General features: G+C 44.5%; 14 protein-coding genes and 4 pseudogenes. 8 read left to right on the top strand and 10 right to left on the bottom strand.

From position 1 onward, the window contains the following. Nucleotides 1–65 precede the first annotated feature (65 nt). The 4 genes and pseudogenes from V6N89_RS07935 to seqA form a co-directional block, all read right to left on the bottom strand. Nucleotides 66–1,373, bottom strand: a complete 1,308-nt coding sequence (locus V6N89_RS07935; RefSeq protein ID WP_338517077.1) for a putative bifunctional diguanylate cyclase/phosphodiesterase — start codon at nucleotides 1,371–1,373, stop codon at nucleotides 66–68. A 297-nt stretch (nucleotides 1,374–1,670) separates the two neighbouring features. Continuing rightward, nucleotides 1,671–4,148, bottom strand: coding sequence for a glycogen/starch/alpha-glucan phosphorylase (locus V6N89_RS07930; RefSeq protein ID WP_338517076.1), 2,478 nt, complete (start codon nucleotides 4,146–4,148; stop codon nucleotides 1,671–1,673). Nucleotides 4,149–4,366: 218 nt separating this feature from the next. Then, nucleotides 4,367–6,020, bottom strand: a pseudogene (pgm, locus tag V6N89_RS07925) (phosphoglucomutase (alpha-D-glucose-1,6-bisphosphate-dependent)). Nucleotides 6,021–6,048: 28 nt separating this feature from the next. After that, on the bottom strand, nucleotides 6,049–6,831 hold the full coding sequence (gene seqA, locus V6N89_RS07920) for a replication initiation negative regulator SeqA (protein WP_338517075.1): 783 nt from the start codon (nucleotides 6,829–6,831) through the stop codon (nucleotides 6,049–6,051). A 356-nt stretch (nucleotides 6,832–7,187) separates the two neighbouring features. Here seqA and V6N89_RS07915 point away from each other — a divergent pair, with 356 nt between their 5' ends. The 8 genes and pseudogenes from V6N89_RS07915 (at nucleotide 7,188) to V6N89_RS07885 (ending at nucleotide 16,659) form a co-directional block, all read left to right on the top strand. After that, complete coding sequence (locus V6N89_RS07915) at nucleotides 7,188–8,138, top strand: AAA family ATPase (RefSeq protein WP_346993622.1); 951 nt, start codon at nucleotides 7,188–7,190, stop codon at nucleotides 8,136–8,138. Between the two features lie 41 nt (nucleotides 8,139–8,179). Further along, entirely contained in the window at nucleotides 8,180–9,325 is a 1,146-nt protein-coding gene (locus V6N89_RS07910; RefSeq protein ID WP_338517073.1) for a DUF58 domain-containing protein, read from the top strand. Beyond that, a complete protein-coding gene (locus tag V6N89_RS07905; protein ID WP_346993621.1) occupies nucleotides 9,325–11,364 on the top strand; it encodes a DUF3488 and transglutaminase-like domain-containing protein in 2,040 nt (679 codons plus the stop codon). The genes V6N89_RS07910 and V6N89_RS07905 overlap by 1 nt, the downstream gene beginning before the upstream one ends. Nucleotides 11,365–11,691: 327 nt before the next feature. Continuing rightward, nucleotides 11,692–12,544, top strand: a pseudogene (locus V6N89_RS07900) (formate/nitrite transporter family protein). Between the two features lie 278 nt (nucleotides 12,545–12,822). Then, nucleotides 12,823–13,242, top strand: a pseudogene (locus tag V6N89_RS21725) (protein phosphatase 2C domain-containing protein); the annotation flags it as partial. A 24-nt stretch (nucleotides 13,243–13,266) separates the two neighbouring features. Next, nucleotides 13,267–14,508, top strand: a complete 1,242-nt coding sequence (locus V6N89_RS07895) for a serine/threonine protein kinase (protein WP_346993620.1) — start codon at nucleotides 13,267–13,269, stop codon at nucleotides 14,506–14,508. A gap of 18 nt (nucleotides 14,509–14,526) precedes the next feature. Beyond that, nucleotides 14,527–14,976 (top strand): cyanase, encoded by a 450-nt coding sequence (gene cynS / locus V6N89_RS07890; RefSeq protein ID WP_338517071.1) that lies wholly within the window; start codon nucleotides 14,527–14,529, stop codon nucleotides 14,974–14,976. 165 nt (nucleotides 14,977–15,141) lie between these two features. Next, the gene (locus V6N89_RS07885) at nucleotides 15,142–16,659 is read left to right on the top strand and encodes a S41 family peptidase (protein ID WP_338517070.1); all 1,518 of its coding nucleotides are present in this window, start codon (nucleotides 15,142–15,144) and stop codon (nucleotides 16,657–16,659) included. A 53-nt stretch (nucleotides 16,660–16,712) separates the two neighbouring features. On the opposite strand, the gene V6N89_RS07880 is transcribed toward V6N89_RS07885, so the two are convergent. The 6 genes and pseudogenes from V6N89_RS07880 to V6N89_RS07855 form a co-directional block, all read right to left on the bottom strand. Next, a complete protein-coding gene (locus V6N89_RS07880) occupies nucleotides 16,713–17,393 on the bottom strand; it encodes a hypothetical protein (protein ID WP_338517069.1) in 681 nt (226 codons plus the stop codon). A gap of 142 nt (nucleotides 17,394–17,535) precedes the next feature. Beyond that, nucleotides 17,536–19,623: an elongation factor G gene (fusA, locus tag V6N89_RS07875; protein WP_338517068.1), complete on the bottom strand. Its 2,088-nt coding sequence runs from the start codon at nucleotides 19,621–19,623 to the stop codon at nucleotides 17,536–17,538. A 183-nt stretch (nucleotides 19,624–19,806) separates the two neighbouring features. Next, nucleotides 19,807–20,903, bottom strand: a pseudogene (gene rlmM, locus V6N89_RS07870) (23S rRNA (cytidine(2498)-2'-O)-methyltransferase RlmM). Further along, the gene (locus tag V6N89_RS07865; protein WP_338517067.1) at nucleotides 20,890–21,318 is read right to left on the bottom strand and encodes a DUF423 domain-containing protein; all 429 of its coding nucleotides are present in this window, start codon (nucleotides 21,316–21,318) and stop codon (nucleotides 20,890–20,892) included. The pseudogene rlmM and the gene V6N89_RS07865 overlap by 14 nt, the downstream one beginning before the upstream one ends. 70 nt (nucleotides 21,319–21,388) lie before the next feature. After that, nucleotides 21,389–22,027, bottom strand: a complete 639-nt coding sequence (locus tag V6N89_RS07860) for an alpha/beta family hydrolase (protein ID WP_338517066.1) — start codon at nucleotides 22,025–22,027, stop codon at nucleotides 21,389–21,391. After that, the gene (locus tag V6N89_RS07855; protein WP_338517065.1) at nucleotides 22,020–22,919 is read right to left on the bottom strand and encodes a transcriptional regulator GcvA; all 900 of its coding nucleotides are present in this window, start codon (nucleotides 22,917–22,919) and stop codon (nucleotides 22,020–22,022) included. The genes V6N89_RS07860 and V6N89_RS07855 overlap by 8 nt, the downstream gene beginning before the upstream one ends. Nucleotides 22,920–22,946: the final 27 nt, after the last annotated feature.

Here is a 22,946-nt window from a genome sequence, read left to right as displayed (position 1 = left end):
TCTAAAATCATCTGGTGGTAATGAATATTGTTGGTAAACTGTAAACTACCACATTTTCACGAAGGTTAGGCTCTCGCCCGGCGCGGAGAAGCACCTACCATTATCTCTCTTTGTGTGAGTGCGATAAAGTCGCGTAGCGGTACTGCTCTTGAAAACAAGTAGCCCTGCCCCTCTTTAACACCTATTTCGCGAAGAATATGCAGTTGCGCCATGGTTTCAACTCCTTCAGCAACCACGGCGCACTGTTTCGCCGTTCCAATAACTTTGGCCGCCTCTATTATGGCTCGGTTCACCGGGTGCAGCTCTAATTCCATAATAAAAGATTTGTCGATCTTAATGGCATCAAGGTCAAGGTCTCGAATGTACGCCAAATTCGAATATCCTTTGCCAAAATCATCTACCGAGATAGATACACCTAAACTTCTGAGTTGATCAAGCTGCTTTTTCACCATCAATGAATTAGAAAGTGCTACATCTTCTGTTAATTCCAATTCAATTCGTTCCAACGGCATCGAGTAAGTGTCACTTAGCATAGTGAGCGTCGGAATAAGCTGATTGTCGTAAAGTTGCGTCGGAGAAATATTGACGGAAAGTGAAAGCGAGAGTTTTAGCGCATCGAACTCAGAAAGTGCTCTAAATGCTTGCTCAAGAGTCCAATATCCAAGCTCATTCATCATATTGTATGATTCTGCCGCTTCTATAAGTGGCCCGGGAAACAATACGCCGTCGAGTGGATGGTTCCAACGCAAAAGACACTCTCCGCCCACGATGTCTAATGAATTTAGGTCGACCTTTGGTTGGTAATACAGCTCTAGTTCGTTGTTCGCGATCGCGCGTTTTAAGTCAGCTTTTAAAGCCAAACTACGCCCGGTGTCTGTTTTATCAAACGTCGTCAGCGCGTAGTAATTTTCGTATTTGTTTTCTTTTGCCTGTTTTAAGGCTGTCTCGGCCTTCGATACAAACGCCGTGATATCAAAGCGGCTGCAGCTTCCACAAACCACACCGACATTGAAGTCTGCAATAAACGCTGTTTCTTCATGATGCATCGGAGATTTAAAATGCTCTACCAAGCGCTCAAACATTTGGCGCATGACAGATTCGCTTCTCTCATTGGGAAACACAATCCCAAAAACGTCGCCGCTAATCCGCCCTAGTGCAACCCGTTCACCAAAAAGCGTTTGAATTCGATTTGCTATTTCGAGTAAAAATTGATCGCCGATGTGGATGCCAAGACTTGTAGTCACATCAGAAAAGCGAACCACATCTACTAGCATCAAAGATAGAGAGTGGCTCTGAGACGCCTCTCGAGAAATGCTATCAATGAATGCATATCGATTTGGGATGGTTGCCAGCGATGTGTGAACTTGGCTCATGGTGTTTTCCTTCAGCGTTAACGCGTCTAGGTACAAATAAACAACTACTTATATAAAACCATGGTGCATAGAGAGGTGCAACGACGGTAACGTATCAGTTTGTATACCCTATTATTATTATTGACAACTTCGACCTAAAAGTCCGTCATGGTAACTATACCGCTTTCTCGAAGTAAAAAACCATTCAACTTTAAGCTAGGTTAAACAATTAAGATATGTATCAAACCACATGTGATCACCATTAAAAAAGCCCAGCGAGTGTAACACTGCTGGGCTATTTCTTAACTTGATGTGCGATTAGCTTTCGATCTTACAAGGTGAAAGCTTCCATACACGCTCGACGTAATCTCGGATTGAACGGTCAGAAGTGAACTTACCCATTTTCGCCGTATTAATGATAGCCATTTCAGCCCAGCGTTCTTTATCTCTATACGCTGCATCAACCTGAATTTGCGCATCTGAGTATGCTCTAAAATCAGCCAACACCATGTATGGGTCGCCATTATCAAGTAAGCTTTGCTTGATTGATACCAATGCACCTGGCTTTCCTGGTGTGAAGTAATCCGTCTCTAACCAATCCAGTACAGCCTTTATTTCTGGGTCTTTGTAGTAGTAGTCGTAAGGGTTGTAGCCCTTCGCTTTTAGCTCATTTACTTCTTCTACCGTCAGACCAAAAATAAAGATGTTGTCATCACCGACTTCCTCAGCAATTTCAACGTTAGCACCATCCAATGTACCTATTGTCACTGCACCGTTAAGCGCTAGCTTCATATTACCGGTTCCAGAAGCTTCCTTACCTGCAGTACTAATTTGCTCTGACACATCGGCTGCTGGGATCATCTTCTCAGCAAGAGAAACGCGGTAGTTAGGTAGAAACGCCACTTTAATCTTATTGTTAACACGCGGGTCGTTGTTAATCTTGTCTGCAATTTTATTGATGGCGTAAATAATGTCTTTCGCCAGCTTGTATCCAGGTGCGGCTTTAGCACCGAAAACAAACACGCGCGGATGCATATCGTAGTCTGGGTTTTCCAAGATACGACGATACAGAGCCATAATGTGAAGCAAAGCAAGATGCTGACGCTTGTACTCGTGAAGGCGCTTGATTTGAACATCAAAAATAGCGTTCACATCTACGTCTAAATCCAAAGACTTTCGAATCTCTTCTGCAAGTAACTCTTTATTTTCCAGCTTCACTTTCATGAACTGTTTTTGGAACGTTTTATTGTTCGCAAACTTTGCCAACCCTTGAAGTTTATCAAGGTCTTTAGGCCAGTCTTCACCAATTTTCTTATCTATTAGTTTAGATAGCGCTGGGTTACAGGCTTTCAACCATCGACGAGGTGTAATGCCGTTCGTAACGTTAGTCAACTTACCTGGGTACAATTCGTCAAACTCTGGGAAAAGCGATGACTTAACGAGGCGTGAATGCATTTCAGCAACACCGTTCACGGCAAATGAACCGATGACTGACAAATGCCCCATGCGAACCATCTTCTCGTTGCCTTCTTCAATAATAGAAAGCTTAGCTTTCATGGCATTATCGCCAGGCCACTTTTTATCTACTTCTGCCATGAAGCGGTGGTTGATTTCATAAATGATTTCAAGGTGGCGCGGTAGAATTTTTTCAATCATACGCGCTGGCCATTTCTCTAATGCTTCTGGAAGCAACGTATGGTTTGTATAGGCAAACACTTTAGTGCTAATTGCCCATGCTTCATCCCAACCAAGCTCAGCGCGATCGACCAGAATGCGCATCAACTCAGGTACAGCAATAGCAGGGTGAGTATCGTTTAGCTGAATAACAACTTGATCGGCAAAGCGGCTCCAGTCATCACCGTGTGCACGCTTGTAGCGACGAATAATGTCTTTAAGTGAACATGAGCAGAAGAAATATTGCTGAATTAAACGCAGTTCTTTACCAGCCTCAGTCTCATCATTTGGATAAAGTACTTTCGAGATTGTTTCAGCAGACACATTTTCGCGCTGTGCGTCTACGTAACCACCCGCATTAAATACATCCCAGTTAAAGTAATCAGACGCTTCAGATTGCCATAAACGCAATACATTTACGGTTTTGCCCTCATATCCAACTACTGGAATATCCCATGGCACGCCTTTAACAATAGAGCCCGGATGCCATTCTTTAAGAACGCGACCGTTTTCACCGTATTTCGTCTCTACATAACCATAAAGTGATACTTCTTGAATTGATTCTGGGCGGCAAATTTCCCAAGGGTTACCGTAATCACGCCAGCTATCAGGGCGCTCAATTTGCGCACCACTTTTTATTTCTTGACGAAACAGACCGTGCTCGTAATGAATACCATAACCAATTGCAGGTAATTCCATAGTGGCAAGAGAGTCGATAAAGCAAGCAGCAAGACGGCCAAGACCACCATTGCCTAGTGCCATATCAGGCTCTTCTTCAAGAATATCTGAAATTTCTACACCTAACTCTTTTAGTGCGCCACTTGCAACATCAAATAAACCAAAGTTTTGTAGGTTGTTAGAAAGCAATCGTCCCATCAAAAATTCAGCAGAAAAATAATGTACTGCTCGGGTGTCGTTTAAGTAATGGCTCTTCTGTGTTTTACGAAGACCTTCTAGTACTTGTTCTTGAATAGCAGCACATGTTGCTTTCCACCAGGCGTGGTTGTTAGCTTTGTTTTCGTCAGTACCTAGTGTGCAATGAAGATGCTTGATAACTGCAGCTTTAAAGTCTGCTTTGTTTATCGCTGGAGAGGGTTGCGTCTTGGTCGCTTTTGCGTTCATTTTGCGTCTCACTCTTAATTAAAGGGGTGCGTATACACCAGAAAGCGTAATTTAATTACAAAATATCTTAAGAATATGACAGCAATATAGCAGTGCTTAAACGATTATGTTGTAAAAGTTTTGTTAAAATTACAAAAAATCGCATGAATTCGTATGCATTCATGCGATTTTTAACATTTTGTTTACAGACTTTATTTTGGATTGGTTGTTTTTTAAGCTTATTTGATAATTGAACCAACTAAGCTTTCAGCTTCACCAATGAGTTCTTGTAAGTGAGTTTCACCTTTAAAGCTTTCTGCGTAAATCTTATAGATTTGCTCAGTACCTGAAGGGCGGGCAGCAAACCAACCATTCTCAGTCGACACCTTAACGCCACCTATTGCTGAATTGTTGCCTGGCGCATGGGTCTGCACTGCGGTAATCGCTTCTCCGGCTAACATATCACTCTTGACGACAGACGCATCCATCGCTGATAGTTTTTGTTTTTCTTCAAGTGTGGCCGCAACATCGACACGGCTGTATACAGGCGCATCAAACTTTTCTGTTAACGCTTGATAATGCTCACCGGGATCTTTGCCGGTAACAGCAAGAATTTCTGCTGCAAGTAAGCATAATATAAAGCCGTCTTTATCAGTCGCCCACGTGCTGCCATCGCGTTCTAAGAAAATACCTCCAGCACTTTCTTCACCTGCAAACCCAATAGTACTGCTAGACAAACCTTCCACAAACCATTTAAAGCCCACAGGCATTTCAGCAAGTGGCTTGTGGAGGCTATCAGCAACACGGTCAATCATGCTGCTCGATACTAGCGTTTTGCCTATTTTCAAGGATTCAGGCCATTGTGGGCGGTGAGTATAAAGGTAATTGATTGCCACTGCTAAATAGTGGTTAGGGTTCATCAAACCGGCGCTTTTGCACACGATACCATGTCGGTCAAAGTCTGGGTCATTGCCCCAAGCGAGGTCAAAGTTATCTTTTAGTTCGATTAGGCCAGCCATTGCATATGCTGACGAGCAATCCATGCGAAGTTTGCCATCTTTGTCCCGACGCATGAATCCAAATTGGGGATCCACTGCATCATTAACCACGGTTATATCAAGTCTGTACGTTTTTGAAATAACTGACCAATAGCCAACGCCAGCCCCACCAAGGGGATCTGTACCTAACTTCAACTTTGCATCAGCAATGGCCTGCATATCAATAACCTTGGCAAGGTCATTAATGTAGGGCACCATAAAATCGTCTTCGCGAACCAAGCCCTTCTCTCGTGCTTGGCGAATATCGACGCGCTTGACGGCTTTATTGTCGTCTCTGATAAGTTGGTTTGCTCGTTCTTGAATTTGTTTAGTAACGTCACTATCAGCTTAGTCCACCGTGAGGAGGGTTATACTTAAAACCGCCATCTGAAGGTGGGTTGTGTGATGGTGTGATTACGATACCATCTGCTTGCGCGCTGTTTTCTGCGCGATTGTGCCGAATAATGGTACGTGAAATTACAGGCGTTGGGGTGTACCCCATACTTTCATTGTCACTGCGTTGGATAACAACGTCGACGCCATTCGCACACAAAACTTCAATAGCAGTAATCATGGCGGGCTCTGACAATGCATGCGTATCTTTACCCACATAAAGTGGACCAGAAATCCCTTCTTGCTGACGATACTCTACTAACGCCTGACAGATGGCACTGATGTGCATATCTGTAAACGTGTAGTTTGATGCCGTGCCTCTATGACCAGACGTGCCAAAGGAAACCGCTTGGCCTGGGTCATTTATATCCGGTTTAAAGCTGTAGTACTGGCTGACTAGTTGCGCAACGTTAATTAGTTGTTCTTTTGCCGCGGGTTGACCAGCTTGCGGATGTAATGCCATGAAAAAATCCTTATTTGAGAAGTCTTATTTATTTACCTTCAGATGAGAAGCGTGCAACTACTGTTTCAATTACATCAGGTTGATACCCTAGATTACGCAAAACTTGTTCCAGCATATTGGTTTTTTTAGCAGTATTATTGTTGGTCACCACCCAAAACGGACTATCTGGAATAGCTTTAGGGTTGGTGCTACTGCCATTTTCAAGAAGCGCGTCTTTACTCGTAGCAAAATAAGTACGGTTTTTCCCCTTTATGCTCTCTACATTTGCAAATGAGTCTGCATTGAGTTTATGCGCCGCACTTAATACAAACAAAAACTGATCAACGCGTTTTGAAAATGTACTCAATGCATCTTTTGACACTGCGTCTAGTATATCGCGCTTGTCATGAGTTGCGGTTACGGTATCGGCAGCCGCTTTCGCTGTTGAAGCCTTCTTTGTTGCTGCCACAGCGGGTCGCGAAGCAGGCGCTTTTTTAGTGGTTGTTTTTTTCGTTGATGCCTTTGGTGATGTAGTTCTGGCAACAGTTTGTGAATCAGCTTGAGCAGGCTTGCTCTGTGGCTTTTTGTCACTGCTCAATGTCACGGTGTTGGTTGTTTCAACTTCACTCGCTTGCACATTTTTTGTCGGTTCTGCTGATGTGTTTTCAACTGCGCTTTTTACTGGCGTTGTTGACGGCGCGACGCTATTAGAAACCGCACCATCTTCGGGTAACAGCAAACGTCTTAAAATTTGTGATGCGCTTTCACCAATGTGCTTAGTCTGGCTGGCGATGAAGGCATATAAATCGTCATCTATTTCAATGCTTTTCATAACTACTTCCTTTTTAAGATGCTCCATTATAGACAACACTGCCAAACTACGCAGCACTAAATCAGGGTTGTTTTCAAGGTTCACATAAAAAAATATGTCACAAGCCAAAAAACTTAACTATGCCCTAACACATTCTGATAACGCTGAATTTTCTCCGCTCCCCTAAATATACCCATGTATAAAACAATAAAAGAAAGCTATTTGTGGCTCTTGTTAGTATCAGTTTGAGGGCGGCACGTCTTCATTCGCATTTAGCGCATAATGCGCTATATCTATTGGTAGACAGCGTGTAGCAAACGCAATTACTTTTATTGCCCACTGCGCGTAACACAAGAGTTAAACGTAGCGAAAAATATATGCATTCAGATATCCTGAAAGTTCAACACGCACTAGGTGAAAAAATTATTGGAAAGTCGCATCAGCTGCAGCTCGCCATTACGTGTTTGCTTGCTAATGGTCACCTGCTAATTGAAGATTTACCTGGTATGGGCAAGACGACATTGTCGCACGCACTGTCTCAAGTGTTTGGGTTACACTATGCTCGAATCCAATTCACCTCTGACCTGCTGCCCTCTGATATGCTAGGTGTCAACATTTTTCATAGTCATGAAACAGACAATGAAAAACAATTTAGCTTTAGGCATGGTCCTATTTTTAGTCAAGTTGTGTTAGCTGACGAACTAAACCGTGCAAGCCCTAAAACACAAAGTGCCCTGCTTGAAGCAATGGAGGAACGACAGGTCAGTATTGATGGCGTGACGCACTCCCTACCCTCACCTTTTTTCGTTATCGCCACACAAAACCCAAGTTACCAGTCTGGTACGTACCCACTACCTGAGTCTCAGCTAGACCGATTTTTCATGCGCATATCGCTCGGATATCCTGCATGGGAAGCGGAGAAAGCCATGCTACTGCAGAAAGATGTAACCAGTGTTCTGCCGACGCTTATTCAGGAATCTCAGCTTCTGTATATGCAGCGTAAAGTCAATGACGTCCATGCCAGTGATGCAATTATCAATTACATTCTTAGCCTAGTCAGTGAAAGCAGAAATAGCGGCGAATACCCCAACCCACTTTCGCCAAGGGCAACCAGAGCACTATTACAAGGAGCTCGAGCTTGGGCATTCATCAATGCGAGGGGCTTTGTGACACCAGAAGACGTTCAGGCGGTATTTGTGGCGATTACCGCACACCGGTTGGTGTCTTCCGATTCAGGGGCTGCTGCTAGCAGCACGCACAGCCAGCTACTCGCTGGTGAAGCGTTAAGTAAGCAGTTGCTCAATAGCATTGACCCACTTGCAGCGTAGACCCGACTTTTTTGTTTAGGCTGAATGCTTAAGGAGTAAACGTGGTAAACAGGTCTCCGCTTGCATGGTTCAAACAACGTTATAAACGTCGTTGGATGACATGGTTAGATAAACGCATTCCTCCTGATGAATCTGTGCAATTGTCATTAAACTCCATCTTTATATTGCCGACAGGGTTTGGATGGTCATTTATCGTAATGGCATTTTGCCTATTCCTATTGGGGACCAACTATCAAAACAACCTTATGCTGCTACTGTGTTATCTTATGCTGGCTATCATGCTTCTGGCTCTCTTTTACAGTCACCAAAACTTTGCACGATTGGCCTTAAAAGTTCAGCATATAAAAGGTTTTCATTGCAATGAGCAAGGCGAGTTTCCTCTACAGGTTGTTTCGCACAATGAGCATCCAGGTAAATGCTGTTATGGTACTTTGCAAATATCGTGGCTGCTATCAACAAGCCAAGCGCCAAACGCTAAAAAAATTTACTATGAATTTCCACTCAACGGTGATGTGAGTAGAAGTAATGGGCAGCGCGACACCTTAGATATACCTTTGTCGATCGCGCATCGAGGCAAATATTATTTACCTCGTCTCACTATCGCTTGCGACTTTCCTTTAGGCCTTTTTAAATGTTGGACGCACCTTGACTTTAAAGCCTGGGTAACGGTTTATCCCGAACCGTTGGAAGGCCGTGTTAACGTGGCCCAACAAGAAGCCGATGGTGAGCAATCGTTATTAGCGCCATCGTTGTCAGGCACCGCCGACTTTTACGCCCTAACCGATTATGAAGTTGGACAGCCACTCAACAGAGTCGCGTGGAAACAAGTCGCAAAGAACGGAAGTTGGGTTATAAAACAGTTTACAACCTCATTGAGTGACAACCACATCGTTTCAGTACCACCAAGCTTTAATGTGGAAGAGGCAGTTTCGATCCTGACGCATCAAGTACTATTGCTTCATGGTCAACAAAAAACCTATGGGATCAAATATCGCTCTATCGATATTCCTCCTAGTAACGGTCGCGCACACTTATTAGCTTGCCTTGAAGCACTCGCCGTTGTTGAAAATCGCAATTCAGCAGAAACCCCGCATATAGTGCGGGGTTCTAAAAGCGCTTATAGAAGTACTGCCAATATCGATGGCGATACTGTGAGTCAGTCTGACCTTCCACATGGGGTGCGGTGATGGCGGCCCTTCTTGACAGCGCACTGAAGTCTGTGACGCGTATTAAACAAATACCTATATTGTTGCTGGCTTTTGCTTATTCAATATTACTGTTTACCCTGACCGATGCACTCATGGCGTGGGTATTGGTACTCGGTCTTTGTGCTTGCACAGTAAGAATTGTCGCCCTCAAACAACAGTACAGTTTACCCAAGGCTCGAACTGTAAATTTACTTGCCGTCTTAGCGGTATTTGCCTTGACCTGGTTCGGACTAACCGTTGGCCTGCTAGATAGCATGATCAATCTTTTAGCAATTGCATGCGCACTCAAGCTAATGCTGGTCGAAAAGAAAAGAGATTTTCACCTACTGATTTGCACCTGTTTGTTTTTGATTGGCTGTGGCTTTATTTCGTCACTAAGCATTCTAGCGTGGTTTGGCTATTTAGGTGTGTTAATGCTTTTGCTTTTAGCAACGGTTGCGTATCACGGCGTAAATTTACCGATTAAGCAAAACGTTAAGTTCGTTGTGTTGCTTGTTCTCCAAGGCTTACCTATTGCCGCTCTCTTATTTCTGGTTTTGCCCCAACTTCCACCGTTATGGCAAATGCCAACGTCGAAGTCATCTCAAACGGGACTATCAGAATCTGTGACGCCTGGTGACATTGCTTCACTGGCAAAATCATCAGAGCTGGCTTTTACCGCAACGTTTAGAGACGCGCAAGATGTTCCTCCCATTACTGCGCGCTATTGGCGAGCCATGGTCATGGAGGACTTTGATGGAAAAACATGGTCTATTAGCAACAAACGGCGCTTAGCAGAAAGACAGCTCTATATTATGAATAAACTAGCGCCGCTCTCTTCGCTATCGTCGCGTGACAACGCCGTTCCCTATGAAATGATTGTCGAACCGACGCATCAAACTTGGCTTTTTGGTCTAGAGGCGTCGTCGCCGAATAACGCGATTAATACACTCCCTGTGAGAACCCAATTTGACCATACCATGAGGACAGACATACCGCTTACCAGTAAAAAGGTCTTCCATTTAAGGTATCTTCCATCACAACCTATCACCAATAGTATTGCTGGTTTTGAACGTAGCCTAAACCTTGGTATTGCCATAGGCAGTAACTCACGAACGCAAGCGTGGGCTGCATCTCTCAAGGCGCGATATTCGTCGCCTCAAGATATAGCAAAAGCGATAATGCAGCACTTTGCCAATACGTCTTTTCGCTACACGCTTGAGCCTAATGCAATGCCAGCGGACCCTATAGATACATTTTTGTTTGAAGAGAAAGCAGGCTTTTGTGCGCATTATGCTTCAGCGATGGCCTATGCGTTAAGAGCAGCAGATATACCCGCGCGTATGGTGACAGGTTATCACGGAGGTGAGGCACTGAATGACAATGTACTTCAAGTGAGGCAGTACGACGCACATGCTTGGGTAGAGGCTCTGATAGCAGATGAGTGGGTTCGTTTTGATCCAACTAGCATGGTTGCGCCATCTCGATTAGCCTATGGGTTAGAACAAGCATTGCTAGATTTTGGCGAGCGTCGCGATGAAGGTTTGTTTAATGATCTAAGTCAGGTTGCATTTTTTACCCAAGTTCAAAGCTGGTTACGTCAGCTGGACTACTCATGGAGTAAATGGGTTTTAGGTTTCGATGCCAACAGCCAAAGCGATATGCTTGAAAAGCTTCTTGGCGAGCTTAGCACGCAAAAAATGACGCTGGTCTTTTTGAGTGTGCTCGGCATAATCAGCGTTATGCTGTTGGTCTATTTCTTTCCTTCAAACCCACTTCGTACGCTTTCCCCTTATCAACGCTACTACATCAAGTCACTGGCGTTAATAGAGAAACAAACGCACTCACTGCGAGGCAACGAGAGCCCGCTTTCCTTCACGACACGGGTGTCAAGCCAACTATCTTATGCGTCACTTAGCATAATCAACGACATGCACCAGGCATACGCCGCACGCAGTTACCAAGAGAAAGCCAATGAAAAAGAGACAAACAACAAAATGAAACAAGGCTACAAATCTCTGAAACGCTCACTTAAATAGTGCGACGTTGCCCGTTTGTGTGCAATGCACATCAAAGGTAGCGCTCAGTCGAAATGCCTTAACAACACCGAAAACATAAAATAAACCAATACAAACAGATACATAGTAAACAGCAGCAAGACTTGGCACTTTTCTCGCTTTGATGACGATGCAATGCATATTTTGATAGTTCGGGTTGTTGGCACTATCAAAAGCGTCATAGACAATTTGAAAGATTTGGACAAAGGCGTCCCCAGCACTTTTTCACAAGAGCGCTGCGGACGCCTTTTTTTGATCATTTAGATTGCATGACGACTCAACGTTATTATTACAACAAGGGGTGAAACCATGGCTTATCTACTACCCGCCGAGTTCGCTACCAAAATGGTAGATGCTTAGGTGAAGCAAAAATATATATGTCTACACGCGATACGCTTATTCGAGCATACATGGCAGGTGCCATATTAGCGCTGGCTGCAGTTTTTGCCGTCACTATCGCAGTTCAAACAGGGGTGTTCTTAATTGGCGCAGTCTTGTTTCCTGTCGGTTTCTGTATGTTGTATCTTATGGGGTTCGATTTATTAACTGGCGTATTTGTTTTAACGCCACTCGCTTGGCTAGCAAAACGACCTGGTGTAACGCCTAAACAAATCTTACGTAACTGGGGGTTAGTGTTTTTAGGCAATTTCGGCGGCGCACTCACGGTGGCCTTTATGATGTCATTCATTTTCACCATGGGCTACAACGTAGACGGTGGCGCCATTGCGACTAAAGTTGCGAGTATTGGTGAAGCGAGAACGCTTGGTTATGCCGAACATGGTGCTGCTTAGGTTGGATAACAATATTCATTCGCGGCATGTTGTGTAACTGGATGGTATCACTTGGCGTAGTAGGTGCAATGATATCAACGCATGTAAGCGGCAAAGTCTTCGCAATGTGGATGCCCATTATGCTGTTCTTCTTCATGGGTTTCGAACACTCTGTAGTTAATATGTTCTTATTCCCTTTCGGTCTTATCATGGGCGGTGATTTTTCTATTATGGATTACTTCATTTGGAATGAAATCCCCACCGCACTGGGTAACCTCGTCGGTGGCTTGGCCTTCACTGGCCTTACGCTTTACACCACGCATGTTAAAACGTTACCAAAGCGCACTATTCCAGTAAACAAAACAGCAGCGACAGAAACGCTTCCTGTTTAATGTTGACGCTCATTGGCGCTAGCGGCTCGTAGAGTCTATAGCGCCATTAACATCAACCTTCGTATCTATTGGTAGGTAATGAGGGCAAAGTGGATGCTTATGAATAAGCCAATTGACACACCTTGTTTTTCATATGAAAGCCTGTGTTTAGACATAAGCGCCTACTCGACATCCGGAAGAAAGAGCATTAATCAGGATGCTTTTGATTACCGCATTTCAACACACCACGACGTTCCTTTGACGCCAAAAGCGCATAGCACTGCTTAAGCAACGCCAGTATTTTTGTTATTGCTGATGGCGTAAGTAGCAGCACGGTAAGTCAAGTTGCTAGTGACTTTGCCACTGCGAGGTTCGTAACACTGTTTGAGCTCGCACCTGAACAGTGGGACATAAAGCGAACCGCATCGGTACTTATTAAGGAGATCAACGCGCTTCTCTACACGCGAAATCAGCAAAGTGTATTTTGTTATACGCCTGAAAAAGGGTATGTATGCACGTTCACGGTACTTATCATTTATGGCGATAGACTTCATGTTTTTCACGTTGGAGATTGTGAAGTAAGACTGAGTAGTACGACATTCAATGCGTGTCTTACTCAAGCGCATCGTCAAGCATGCGACGAGCAGCCTCGGCATTCCTATCTTACTAATGCTCTTGGCGTAACTGCAGATATCAATATCGACCATACCGAACACACTTTAGACGCGCCATATACTATCGCGATGAGCTCAGACGGAGTTCATGACTTTATCAATATGACTGAAGTACTAACAGATATACGCAGCAGTAGTGCATTATTAAGTGACACTGCGCAAAAATACGTGTTCCAGGCGCTCAATAACGGTAGTGATGATAACCTAACGCTTATCTTAATAAAGCTAACGCCCCAACAAGGTAATCACCAGAATAGTACCACCACGGTTAAACCCGTACAAAAAAACACTTCTGTAACCGCCCCCTTCGATGGCCACTCACTAATGCGAGTTGGTGATGTGATTGACGGACTAACCTTGAAGCGACAACTCTACGCATCAGCGCGAAGCCATATATATATCGCCAAACCTAAAGACATATCCTCGTCAGGTCAACAAACGTGTAGCGGTAACACATTGGCATTAAAAGTCCTCGCCACCGACTTACTATCTTCCGATGAGCGAGATTATGCTCAAGACAATACGAGACAATATACGGAAACTTGGCTAGCGCGGCGCATACAGTCTGAACACGTCGTAAGGTATCCCACACTTTCTAGCCTTGGGTTGTCACATTTACCAAGTGCAGCCTATTGCTTAACTGAATATCTAGAGGGGCAAACGTTAGCGCAATGGATAACTGATAACCCTTTGCCTCCCCTTGAAAAAGTCCGCTGCATTGTTGAGCAGGTTGCTGCGGGCCTTCAGGCTATGCATCGACAGGGAATTTTGCATCGAGATATACGACCAGAAAACATTATGATCAATGATGAAGAGCATTGCACCATCATCGACTTAGGTGCCGCAGGTCTAATAGATGCGCCGGGACTTTATAATAACACGCCAATCCCCGGAGACTTATTATACGCCGCACCGGAATACTTTATTGGCGATGTAGGCACAGAACAATCGGACCAGTTTTCGCTGGCAGTACTGTGCTACACGCTGTTGTGCGGACGCCATCCTTACGGTACCAAGCTTGCCCACTGTCACACCCGCGCAAACCAGCAAAAACTCAAGTATCAAAGTGCAATTGATGGGAATACGCATATCCCACTATGGCTGGATGGAGCGTTAAAACGCGCGCTGCACATCAATCCGGAAAAGCGCTTCACAGCGCTATCCGAGTTTATTTATGCACTTCGCTACCCGACACCACATCAATATGCGCAACCTTTACCATTAGTAAAGCGTCACCCTCTCGCTTTTTATAAAACACTAGCGCTTATTCTTACGTTTACCAACGTAATGACCGCCCTATTACTTCTTTAACCCAACCAAGGAATCATCATGATTACATCACGCACACAAGTTACTGAAATGATTCAATCAGCAAAAATACTTAAGGGCATCACGTGGCGACAAATCGCCGAAGTTGTCGGGCAATCTAAGGAATGGAGCACCGCGGCCTGTCTTGGACAAATGGCCATGACAAAAGCGCAGGCAGAAGATGTAGGCGAATTATTAGCACTGTCTGACGAAGCAATAGCATGGCTTCAAGTAGCGCCATATAAAGGTTCACTGCCTACAGAAGTGCCTACCGACCCGCTTATTTATCGTTGGTACGAATTAGTGAATGTCTATGGCACAACGCTTAAAGAGTTAATTCACGAAGAATTCGGTGACGGTATCATGAGCGCAATAGACTTTTCCATGGACTTACAACGTGAAAATGATCCAAAAGGCGACCGAGTGAGCGTAGTCATGTCTGGAAAGTTTTTGCCCTACAAAATGTACTAGCAATAACAGTAACACTGTTACTGCTAATGCTATTTCACAAAGGAATAATGCAAAGGTAAAGCTTATCTTTGCCTTCATTATTCCTTCACCTTTCGTTCACCTTTCTTCGTCTACTATCTCGCTCACACTTGTTTAGCTACTTAACTTTTACTGTGAGGGGGATTTATGAAAAAGAAAAAGGTAATTACATTTGGGCTGTCTATATTGGCAGCCTCAGTTCTGGTGGGTTGTGGTTCAAATAATGACAGCAATAACGGCATCTCTCCGCTTCCAATAGCGGATGCTATCTCAGCCGACTATCAAGGTTATTGGCAGGCGCCTGGGTATGGATTAAGTTTAGAAGTGGGTGCAAGCACAGTTACGCTGTATCAATATACCAGTGATTATTGTTTCGTTATGACCGACGAAACCGATGTCGACACTACATCTTTGGAGCGTATCGTTCGCTTGACTGATAGCATAGACACTCTTGAATGGTATACAGGTACAGGAACGGATACCTTTGGCCCTCCAGGCTACCGTTTTGACAAGATGTCCTCATTACCCGCGTCTTGTGAACAAAACCCGATATCAATCTCTCCCACGTTCGACAATGACTTCGACACCACTGAACTATTTGATATGTATGCTCAAATATTTGATGAGTACTACGTTGATTTCGAGCGAATGAACGTAAACTGGTCTGATGTAGTGCAAAGCACTGGAGCAGAGCTTACTGCTAACTCAAGCAGTGAAGCATTATTTGAGGCCATGGCCTTTGCACTTGAGCCATTAGCAGATGGGCATAACTACGTTACTTCACCAGAGGGCTTAGAATACAAGGTGACCACTAAGCCAACAATGCTTGAGCGTTTAGTGGAAGATTTTGCACAGGACAATAACTTAGACTTTCCCATTTCCGGCGATGTAGTGACGCCAACGCTCATTGCTCAGCTAGAAGGCTTTTTGTTAGATAATCTGTCGCTGCAATGGCAAATTGTGACTAGTTATGCACAAGAGGTCGATGACATTAAATCTACGGCTAATGACGCAATACGTTGGTTTGAAAACGACGGGTTGGGCTACCTGTTCATCGGCACCATGCTGGGCTATGCTGAAAGTGCACAAGATGAACTGACTTTTAGTCGTAACACGCTAGCAGCAGTAGATGCAGCGCTTGATGAAGCTTTGCTCGATTTGCAAAATGTGGACGGCCTTATCATTGACGTGAGAACCAATGACGGTGGATTCGATTACGTTAGCATGGCTATCGCCAGTCGCTTTGCTCAAGAAGAGTTTCATGCATTTAGCAAGCAAGCCCGAGATGGTAACAGCAGAACTGAACTATTGGACGTCAATATCGCGCCTCGCTCAGAGATAAACTATGTGGGTCCAATCGTTGTTTTGACAAGCTCGAGTACCGTATCGGCTGCAGAAACTTTTACCATGATCATGAACGAAATGCCAAACGTTACGCTCATTGGTGAAGCTACACACGGTGCGTTATCAAACGTGTTGGAGTGGACGCTTCCCAACGGTTTCAATATAGGTATGTCAAATGAGTTTTACCTTACACCTGACGGCGAATGGTACGAAGGAACAGGCATTCCTGTCGATATTGAAGTGCCATTTTTCACCAGAGAGCAACGTGAACAAGGTATTGATTTGGGCATTGAAGCGGCAGCGGCACATTTGCTCAATTAAGATGATTCAACTCTGTCGTCGCCACGCATAGTTAATGCTTGCGTGGCGGCATACTATTGGTAAACCCCTTCATGCAATTTGGGCCTATTTTTAGCCTCAATAAGCAATGCGAACCCTGTAATGAAAAACCACGCTATCATTGCATACAAGTAAACGAAGGACAGATGGTGAAAGTCGTCATTCAAAACTACGATGCCTAGCACACCCACGCTGAAACCTAATGCATGCATGAGCACATGATAGCGACCGCGTAAAAACAACAAGACACTGATAAGACAAATCCACAAATCAATCCCCCACTCTGTGCTTGCTCTTAACTTGTTTAATATCGCATACACTTCCAACGTTAGCTGAGCTTGTTCGTAGTTACTATCAAATTCTTGCCGAATGATTAATTCATTAGACATGATCTCAATAATAAAAATCGTTGTGTCGTGGGATAGCGTTAAGAAGCTTACAATAGTGCACAGTATAACTAAGCCTTCAAATTTACTTCGGTCTTGTCTTGTGAGAACCCGATTTAATAAAAACACACATAGGCCTAAAAGCGGGAAGACAATGAAGTGCCACAGGTGCAACCACCAACCGTACTCCATGATGATGCGCAAGCGCCCATCCGGAAAGTCATAAATGTCTGGCGCTAGCCATTTCAGCGTAACCACGCCCAGCAAAAAGCACGAAGCACATATAAGTGCATAGATACCGCCGCGAACTCCGGCATTCCTAGTTATCAAGCAGTTGCCTCGCCATATCAGAGTAAACCTTTATTAGCACATTAATGCTATGCGTAAACCATAAATACAAAAAAGCTTAGTCACAAAGACTGGCTTTTAAATGTTAAAGCTGTTAGTTAACTAACAGTCACGCTTGTGCCAATTACTTAGCGTCTTTACGTGCTTTTGCTTCTTCAATTACTTTATCAGCTACGTTCTGAGGACATGCTGAGTAGTGGCTGAATTCCATAGAGAACTGACCACGACCAGATGTAATAGTACGTAGGTGACCGATGTAACCAAACATCTCAGATAGAGGTACGTCAGCCTTGATGCGAACGCCAGTAGCGCCAGCTTCTTGGTCTTTGATCATACCACGACGACGGTTAAGGTCACCGATTACGTCACCAACGTTGTCTTCTGGGCTGAATACGTCAACTTTCATCACAGGCTCAAGAATCTGAGGACCTGCTTTTGGCATTGACTGACGGAATGCACCTTTCGCTGCAATTTCGAACGCGATTGCTGATGAGTCAACTGCGTGGAAACCACCGTCGTATAGCTCAACTTCAACGTCTAGTACTGGGTAACCAGCTAGAGGACCTACTTCCATCATACCTGCGAAACCTTTTTCGATTGCAGGGAAGAATTCTTTAGGTACGTTACCGCCCACAACAGTAGATGTGAACTTGAAGCCAGAGTTAGTTTCGCCTGGCTTGATGCGGTAATCGATCTTACCGAACTGACCAGAACCACCAGACTGCTTCTTGTGCGTGTAGCTGTCTTCAACAGGTAGCGTGATAGTTTCACGGTATGCAACCTGAGGCTGACCAACTTCTAGCTCAACGCCATAAGTACGCTTCAAGATGTCTACTTTGATGTCAAGGTGAAGCTCACCCATACCTTTAAGGATGGTTTCGCCTGAATCTTCGTCAGTTTCAACTTGGAAAGATGGATCTTCAGACACTAGCTTACCGATAGCGATAGACATCTTTTCGTTAGCGCCTTTGTCTTTTGGCTTAACAGCAATCGAGATTACTGGCTCAGGGAAGATCATTGGCTCTAGTGTACAAGGGCTCTTCGGATCACATAGCGTGTGACCAGTTTGAACGTTCTTCATACCTACAACAGCTAGGATATCACCAGCTTGTGCAGAAGTAAGTTCACTACGTTCGTCAGCGTGCATTTCAACCATACGGCCGATACGCTCAGTTTTACCTGTTGCACTGTTTAGAATAGTGTCGCCTTTGTTTAGTTTACCAGAGTAAATACGGATAAACGTAAGGGCACCGAAACGGTCGTCCATGATTTTGAACGCAAGTGCACGGAACGGCTCGTCAACAGATACTGTTGCTACTTCGCCAGTAGGCTCACCAGTTTCTTCGTCAGTTAGTGGCTGAGGATCTACTTCTGTTGGAGAAGGTAGGAAGTCAACAACTGCGTCAAGAACTAGCTGAATACCTTTGTTCTTAAATGCAGAACCACAGTACGTTGGGAAGAACGCTAGGTCACGAGTACCCTTACGGATACAACGCTTGATGTCTTCTAGAGACGGCTCTTCGCCATCCATGTAAGCCATCATTAGGTCGTCGTCTTGCTCAACAGCAGTTTCGATTAGTTGCTCACGGTACTCGTTCGCTTTGTCAACCATGTCCGCTGGGATATCTACAACTTCGTAGTTCTCAGGAAGACCTGAATCGTCCCAGATGTACGCTTTCATGTCTAGAAGGTTAACAACACCTTTGAAGTCGTCTTCGATACCGATTGGAAGCGTCATTACTAGTGGGTTAGCAGCAAGTACTTTCTTAACTTGGCCAACAACACGGTAGAAGTCTGCACCCATACGGTCTAGTTTGTTAACGAAAATACAGCGAGCAACGCCAGATTCGTTAGCATAACGCCAGTTAGTTTCTGACTGAGGCTCAACACCGCCAGAACCACAGAATACACCGATACCGCCGTCTAGTACTTTAAGTGAGCGATATACTTCAACTGTAAAGTCAACGTGTCCCGGAGTATCGATGATGTTCATGCGATGATCTTTCCAGAAACAGGTTGTTGCCGCTGACTGGATAGTAATACCACGCTCAGCTTCCTGCTCCATGAAGTCAGTTGTTGATTCACCATCGTGAACCTCACCAGTTTTATGGATTTTACCAGTAAGCTTCAAGATACGTTCTGTTGTGGTAGTTTTACCCGCGTCTACGTGGGCGAAAATACCAATGTTTCTGTATAAAGATAAGTCTGACATTAGTTCACTTTCATTGGTTCAGAGTAAAAAAACGGCCGGATTATAAAGGATTTCTATACCAGATTTACACCTTTTTTAGCATAAACCTCAAATTCGCTTGTCAAAATCCGCGCCAGCATCAATTCTTTTCTATAAGTATCAACAACTTAATATGTTATGACACTTTTTTGAAAAATAACAAAATCACACCTCATCAGCTGAAGTGCGAACAATTGTTACTGTAACTTCATCTCTGTCGTGGTAGAGATGCCTAACCTTAACCGCGAATGCATCATCTAAGGCATTTAAACGGCTCTTTAGCAACGCCATGGCTTCGACTACAGTTTCATAGCGTTGTTTCATAGGTAGCTTTAAGTTAAAAATGGCGTGGGTCGCCCAGTGCTTGACCAGCCAATCCCCCATCAACTTTGCTACCCTATCGGGTTGCTCTATCATATCACATACAAGCAAATCTACACGACCAAATTGTGGTCGATACGTAAATCCGTCTGCAGCATGATGCTCTACTAACCCTGTATTCATTAAGCTGTCTGCTACAAGACCATTATCGATAGCCTCGACGTACATTCCGCGCTTAACGAGTTGATATGTCCACCCCCCGGACATGCCCCTAAATCAACTGCTCGGCCGCCCGTTCGAAGCACTTGTTCCTGCTGTTTTGCACTCAGCATGTTCACTAATGCGTCTTCGAGTTTTAGCGTTGAACGACTTGGCGCATCGCTTGGGAATTTTAGACGACAAATCCCCAAATGATCGGCACTTGCGTAATTGGGCAATGTATAGCCAATATGGCAAATTTCAAATGATTCAAAGAAAATATGTAGTTTGGGCTTTCCTGCGTTTTCTTTCGCGCTAAGCCAATTAGCTTTGCGAAGCGCTTGTCGCAAAGGAACAGTAAACTTTCTACAGAACTTTGCTAGGGTCTTCCCTTCTTCGGTATCAGGATATTCAACATCGACTGCGCCAAATAATGCAAACGGCTTTTCTATGTCACTAAGCGCATCTAATACCTGCCCCACTCTATCCTCTTTTTCGATGTCCACCATGTTTGCAAACACAGCTATCAGTTGGCGAGGGAAAATGCTCTCGCTAACCGCGAACTGCGTAATGGTAGCTTCTAATTGTGAAGCATCGTAGAGATGATAATTAACATAACCATTGTTTTTCTTCGATACTGGGTAACCATAGTACCCTGCTTCACCATAACGCGTTGTTAATTCATTGGCGGTGTCATTCTCATAACCCGGCCTACAATAAGCTAAAATACTAGTTGTCATTATTTACCTTAATGGCGCGCTGGCCACGTACTAGAGTGAACGCAAGCACTGCCCACCCCATAATGAAGAATAGGCCGCCCAAAGGCGTAATCGGTCCAAACCATTTTATGCCTGTGAGTACCAACGCATACAAACTTCCCGAAAACAAAATGCACCCCACCACAAAACACATTGCTGCGCGGTTAAGCCATTTCACTTCTGCATAAGTGGACAAAACTGGAAGTAGTAAAATAGCAAGGCCATGGTACATCTGGTAACGAACGCCAACCTCAAAAGTATTTAGCATCTGCGCAGATAGAAAGCTTTTTAGGCCATGAGCACCAAATGCGCCAAGCACAACACTTGTTCCGGCAATTATAGCGCCAGCGGCAAGCAACATGGGGGCCATGGACGACTTATTGTAATTTTCTAAACTCATTTGACACTCTTTTAGCACTGTTTGCTAACGTTTGCTCGGTAGCGCTTGATGTTGTAACGCGATTACTGCGTTAGCGTTGAATCGTATTTTTGATAAAGGCTTCTATCAGTGTCGAAGCATGCTCGATATGTTCTTGATGCGTTTTTCCACTAGCCTTTCGCGGTTTAAGACTGTGATCACCGTCAACAAGAAACTCACAACGAATTGATGATGAAAGCGCATAGGCCTCTACTTCCCTTCGTGTACCAAACGTATCGCGCTCTCCTTGTACAATAAGTACGGGTTTCGCTATAGCTTCAAGGTGGTCTGTTCTTGTCTTTTCGGGTTTTCCTGGCGGATGAAAAGGGTAGCCAAGAACTGCCGCACCTTTCACGCTTTCAACGTCGTCTACCAACATTGTGGCCATCCGCCCACCCATCGACTTCCCACCGATAAAAGTAGGCAGTGATTCACACGTCTGGGAAACATGAGCAACAACGTCTGAAAAATGCGCAAGCAGCTTTTCAACTTTGTCCGGTGGTCGACGTTTCCCTGTCTCGTTAATAACTTGCATATAGGGAAAGTTAAACAAAACAACCTCGATACTATGTGCATTTAACGCTTGTGCCACCGTTTGCATAAACTCATGCTCTTTGCCCGCACCCGCACCATGAGCCAATATGAGCCTAGCCACTGGGTTGGTGGCATTGTGCACTTCAACATCAAACATCGTCTTGCTCTTCCTCGACTAACGCTAAAATCCAATCTCTAAAGGCAGCAATTTTGCCCAACTCTGCTTGTGATTCCTCGCACACTAAATAGAAAGCATCCCTACTTTCTACACGCTCTTCAAACGGCATTACGAGTCGCCCAGCTTCAATCTCAGGACGCGCAAGCACAGTGTTGCCCAGGGCAATACCCTGCCCCAGTGCAGCAGCTTGAAGCACTAACATTGAGTGACTAAAAACCGGCCCCTGATTTACATTCACGCCCGCGACGCCAACCGTTTTAAGCCAGTTTTTCCACGCCGCGCGACTTAAGTCATGTAGAAGTACATGATGACGCAAGTCTGACAAGTCAGACAAAGGTTTGGGGCCTTGAAATAACAATGGCGAGCACAACGGGGTCAAGAACTCTCTATGAAGCTGGTCGGCCTGTAGACCACTCCATCGGCCTTTTCCATAATAGATAGCGACATCTACATCGTCTTCTAAAAAACCCTCATCAAAGTCTACGGCTTTGATACGCACATCGATATCAGGATGAGCCAAACTAAATTTGTGTATACGCGGCACTAGCCACTGGCTCGCAAAACTAGGCGGCATGGCTACTGTAATGGCGCCTTTACTGCCTTTTGCTAACAACCTTTCCGTCGCTTCCTGAAGGTGTTTAAAAATATCTTTCAATTCGAGAAAGTACGCCTGACCCTCTTCGGTTAGAAGCAAAGTGCGGTTACGACGTAGAAACAATTTCATTGATAAGAAATCTTCTAACGCTTTTATTTGGTGACTCACCGCAGCCTGCGTAACAAAAAGCTCATCCGCAGCCTTTGTAAAACTCAAGTGTCGGGCAGCAGCTTCAAAGGCTTTCAGCGCATTTAGTGGGGGTAAACGTCGGTGCATAATTATTTTTTAATCCAATGTGACCGT

Source organism: Alteromonas gracilis, assembly GCF_036870955.2.
GTDB lineage: Bacteria > Pseudomonadota > Gammaproteobacteria > Enterobacterales > Alteromonadaceae > Alteromonas > Alteromonas gracilis_A.
The sequence above is the reverse complement of the archived record's forward strand: the minus strand, read 5'-3'. Positions and strand labels throughout refer to the sequence as shown.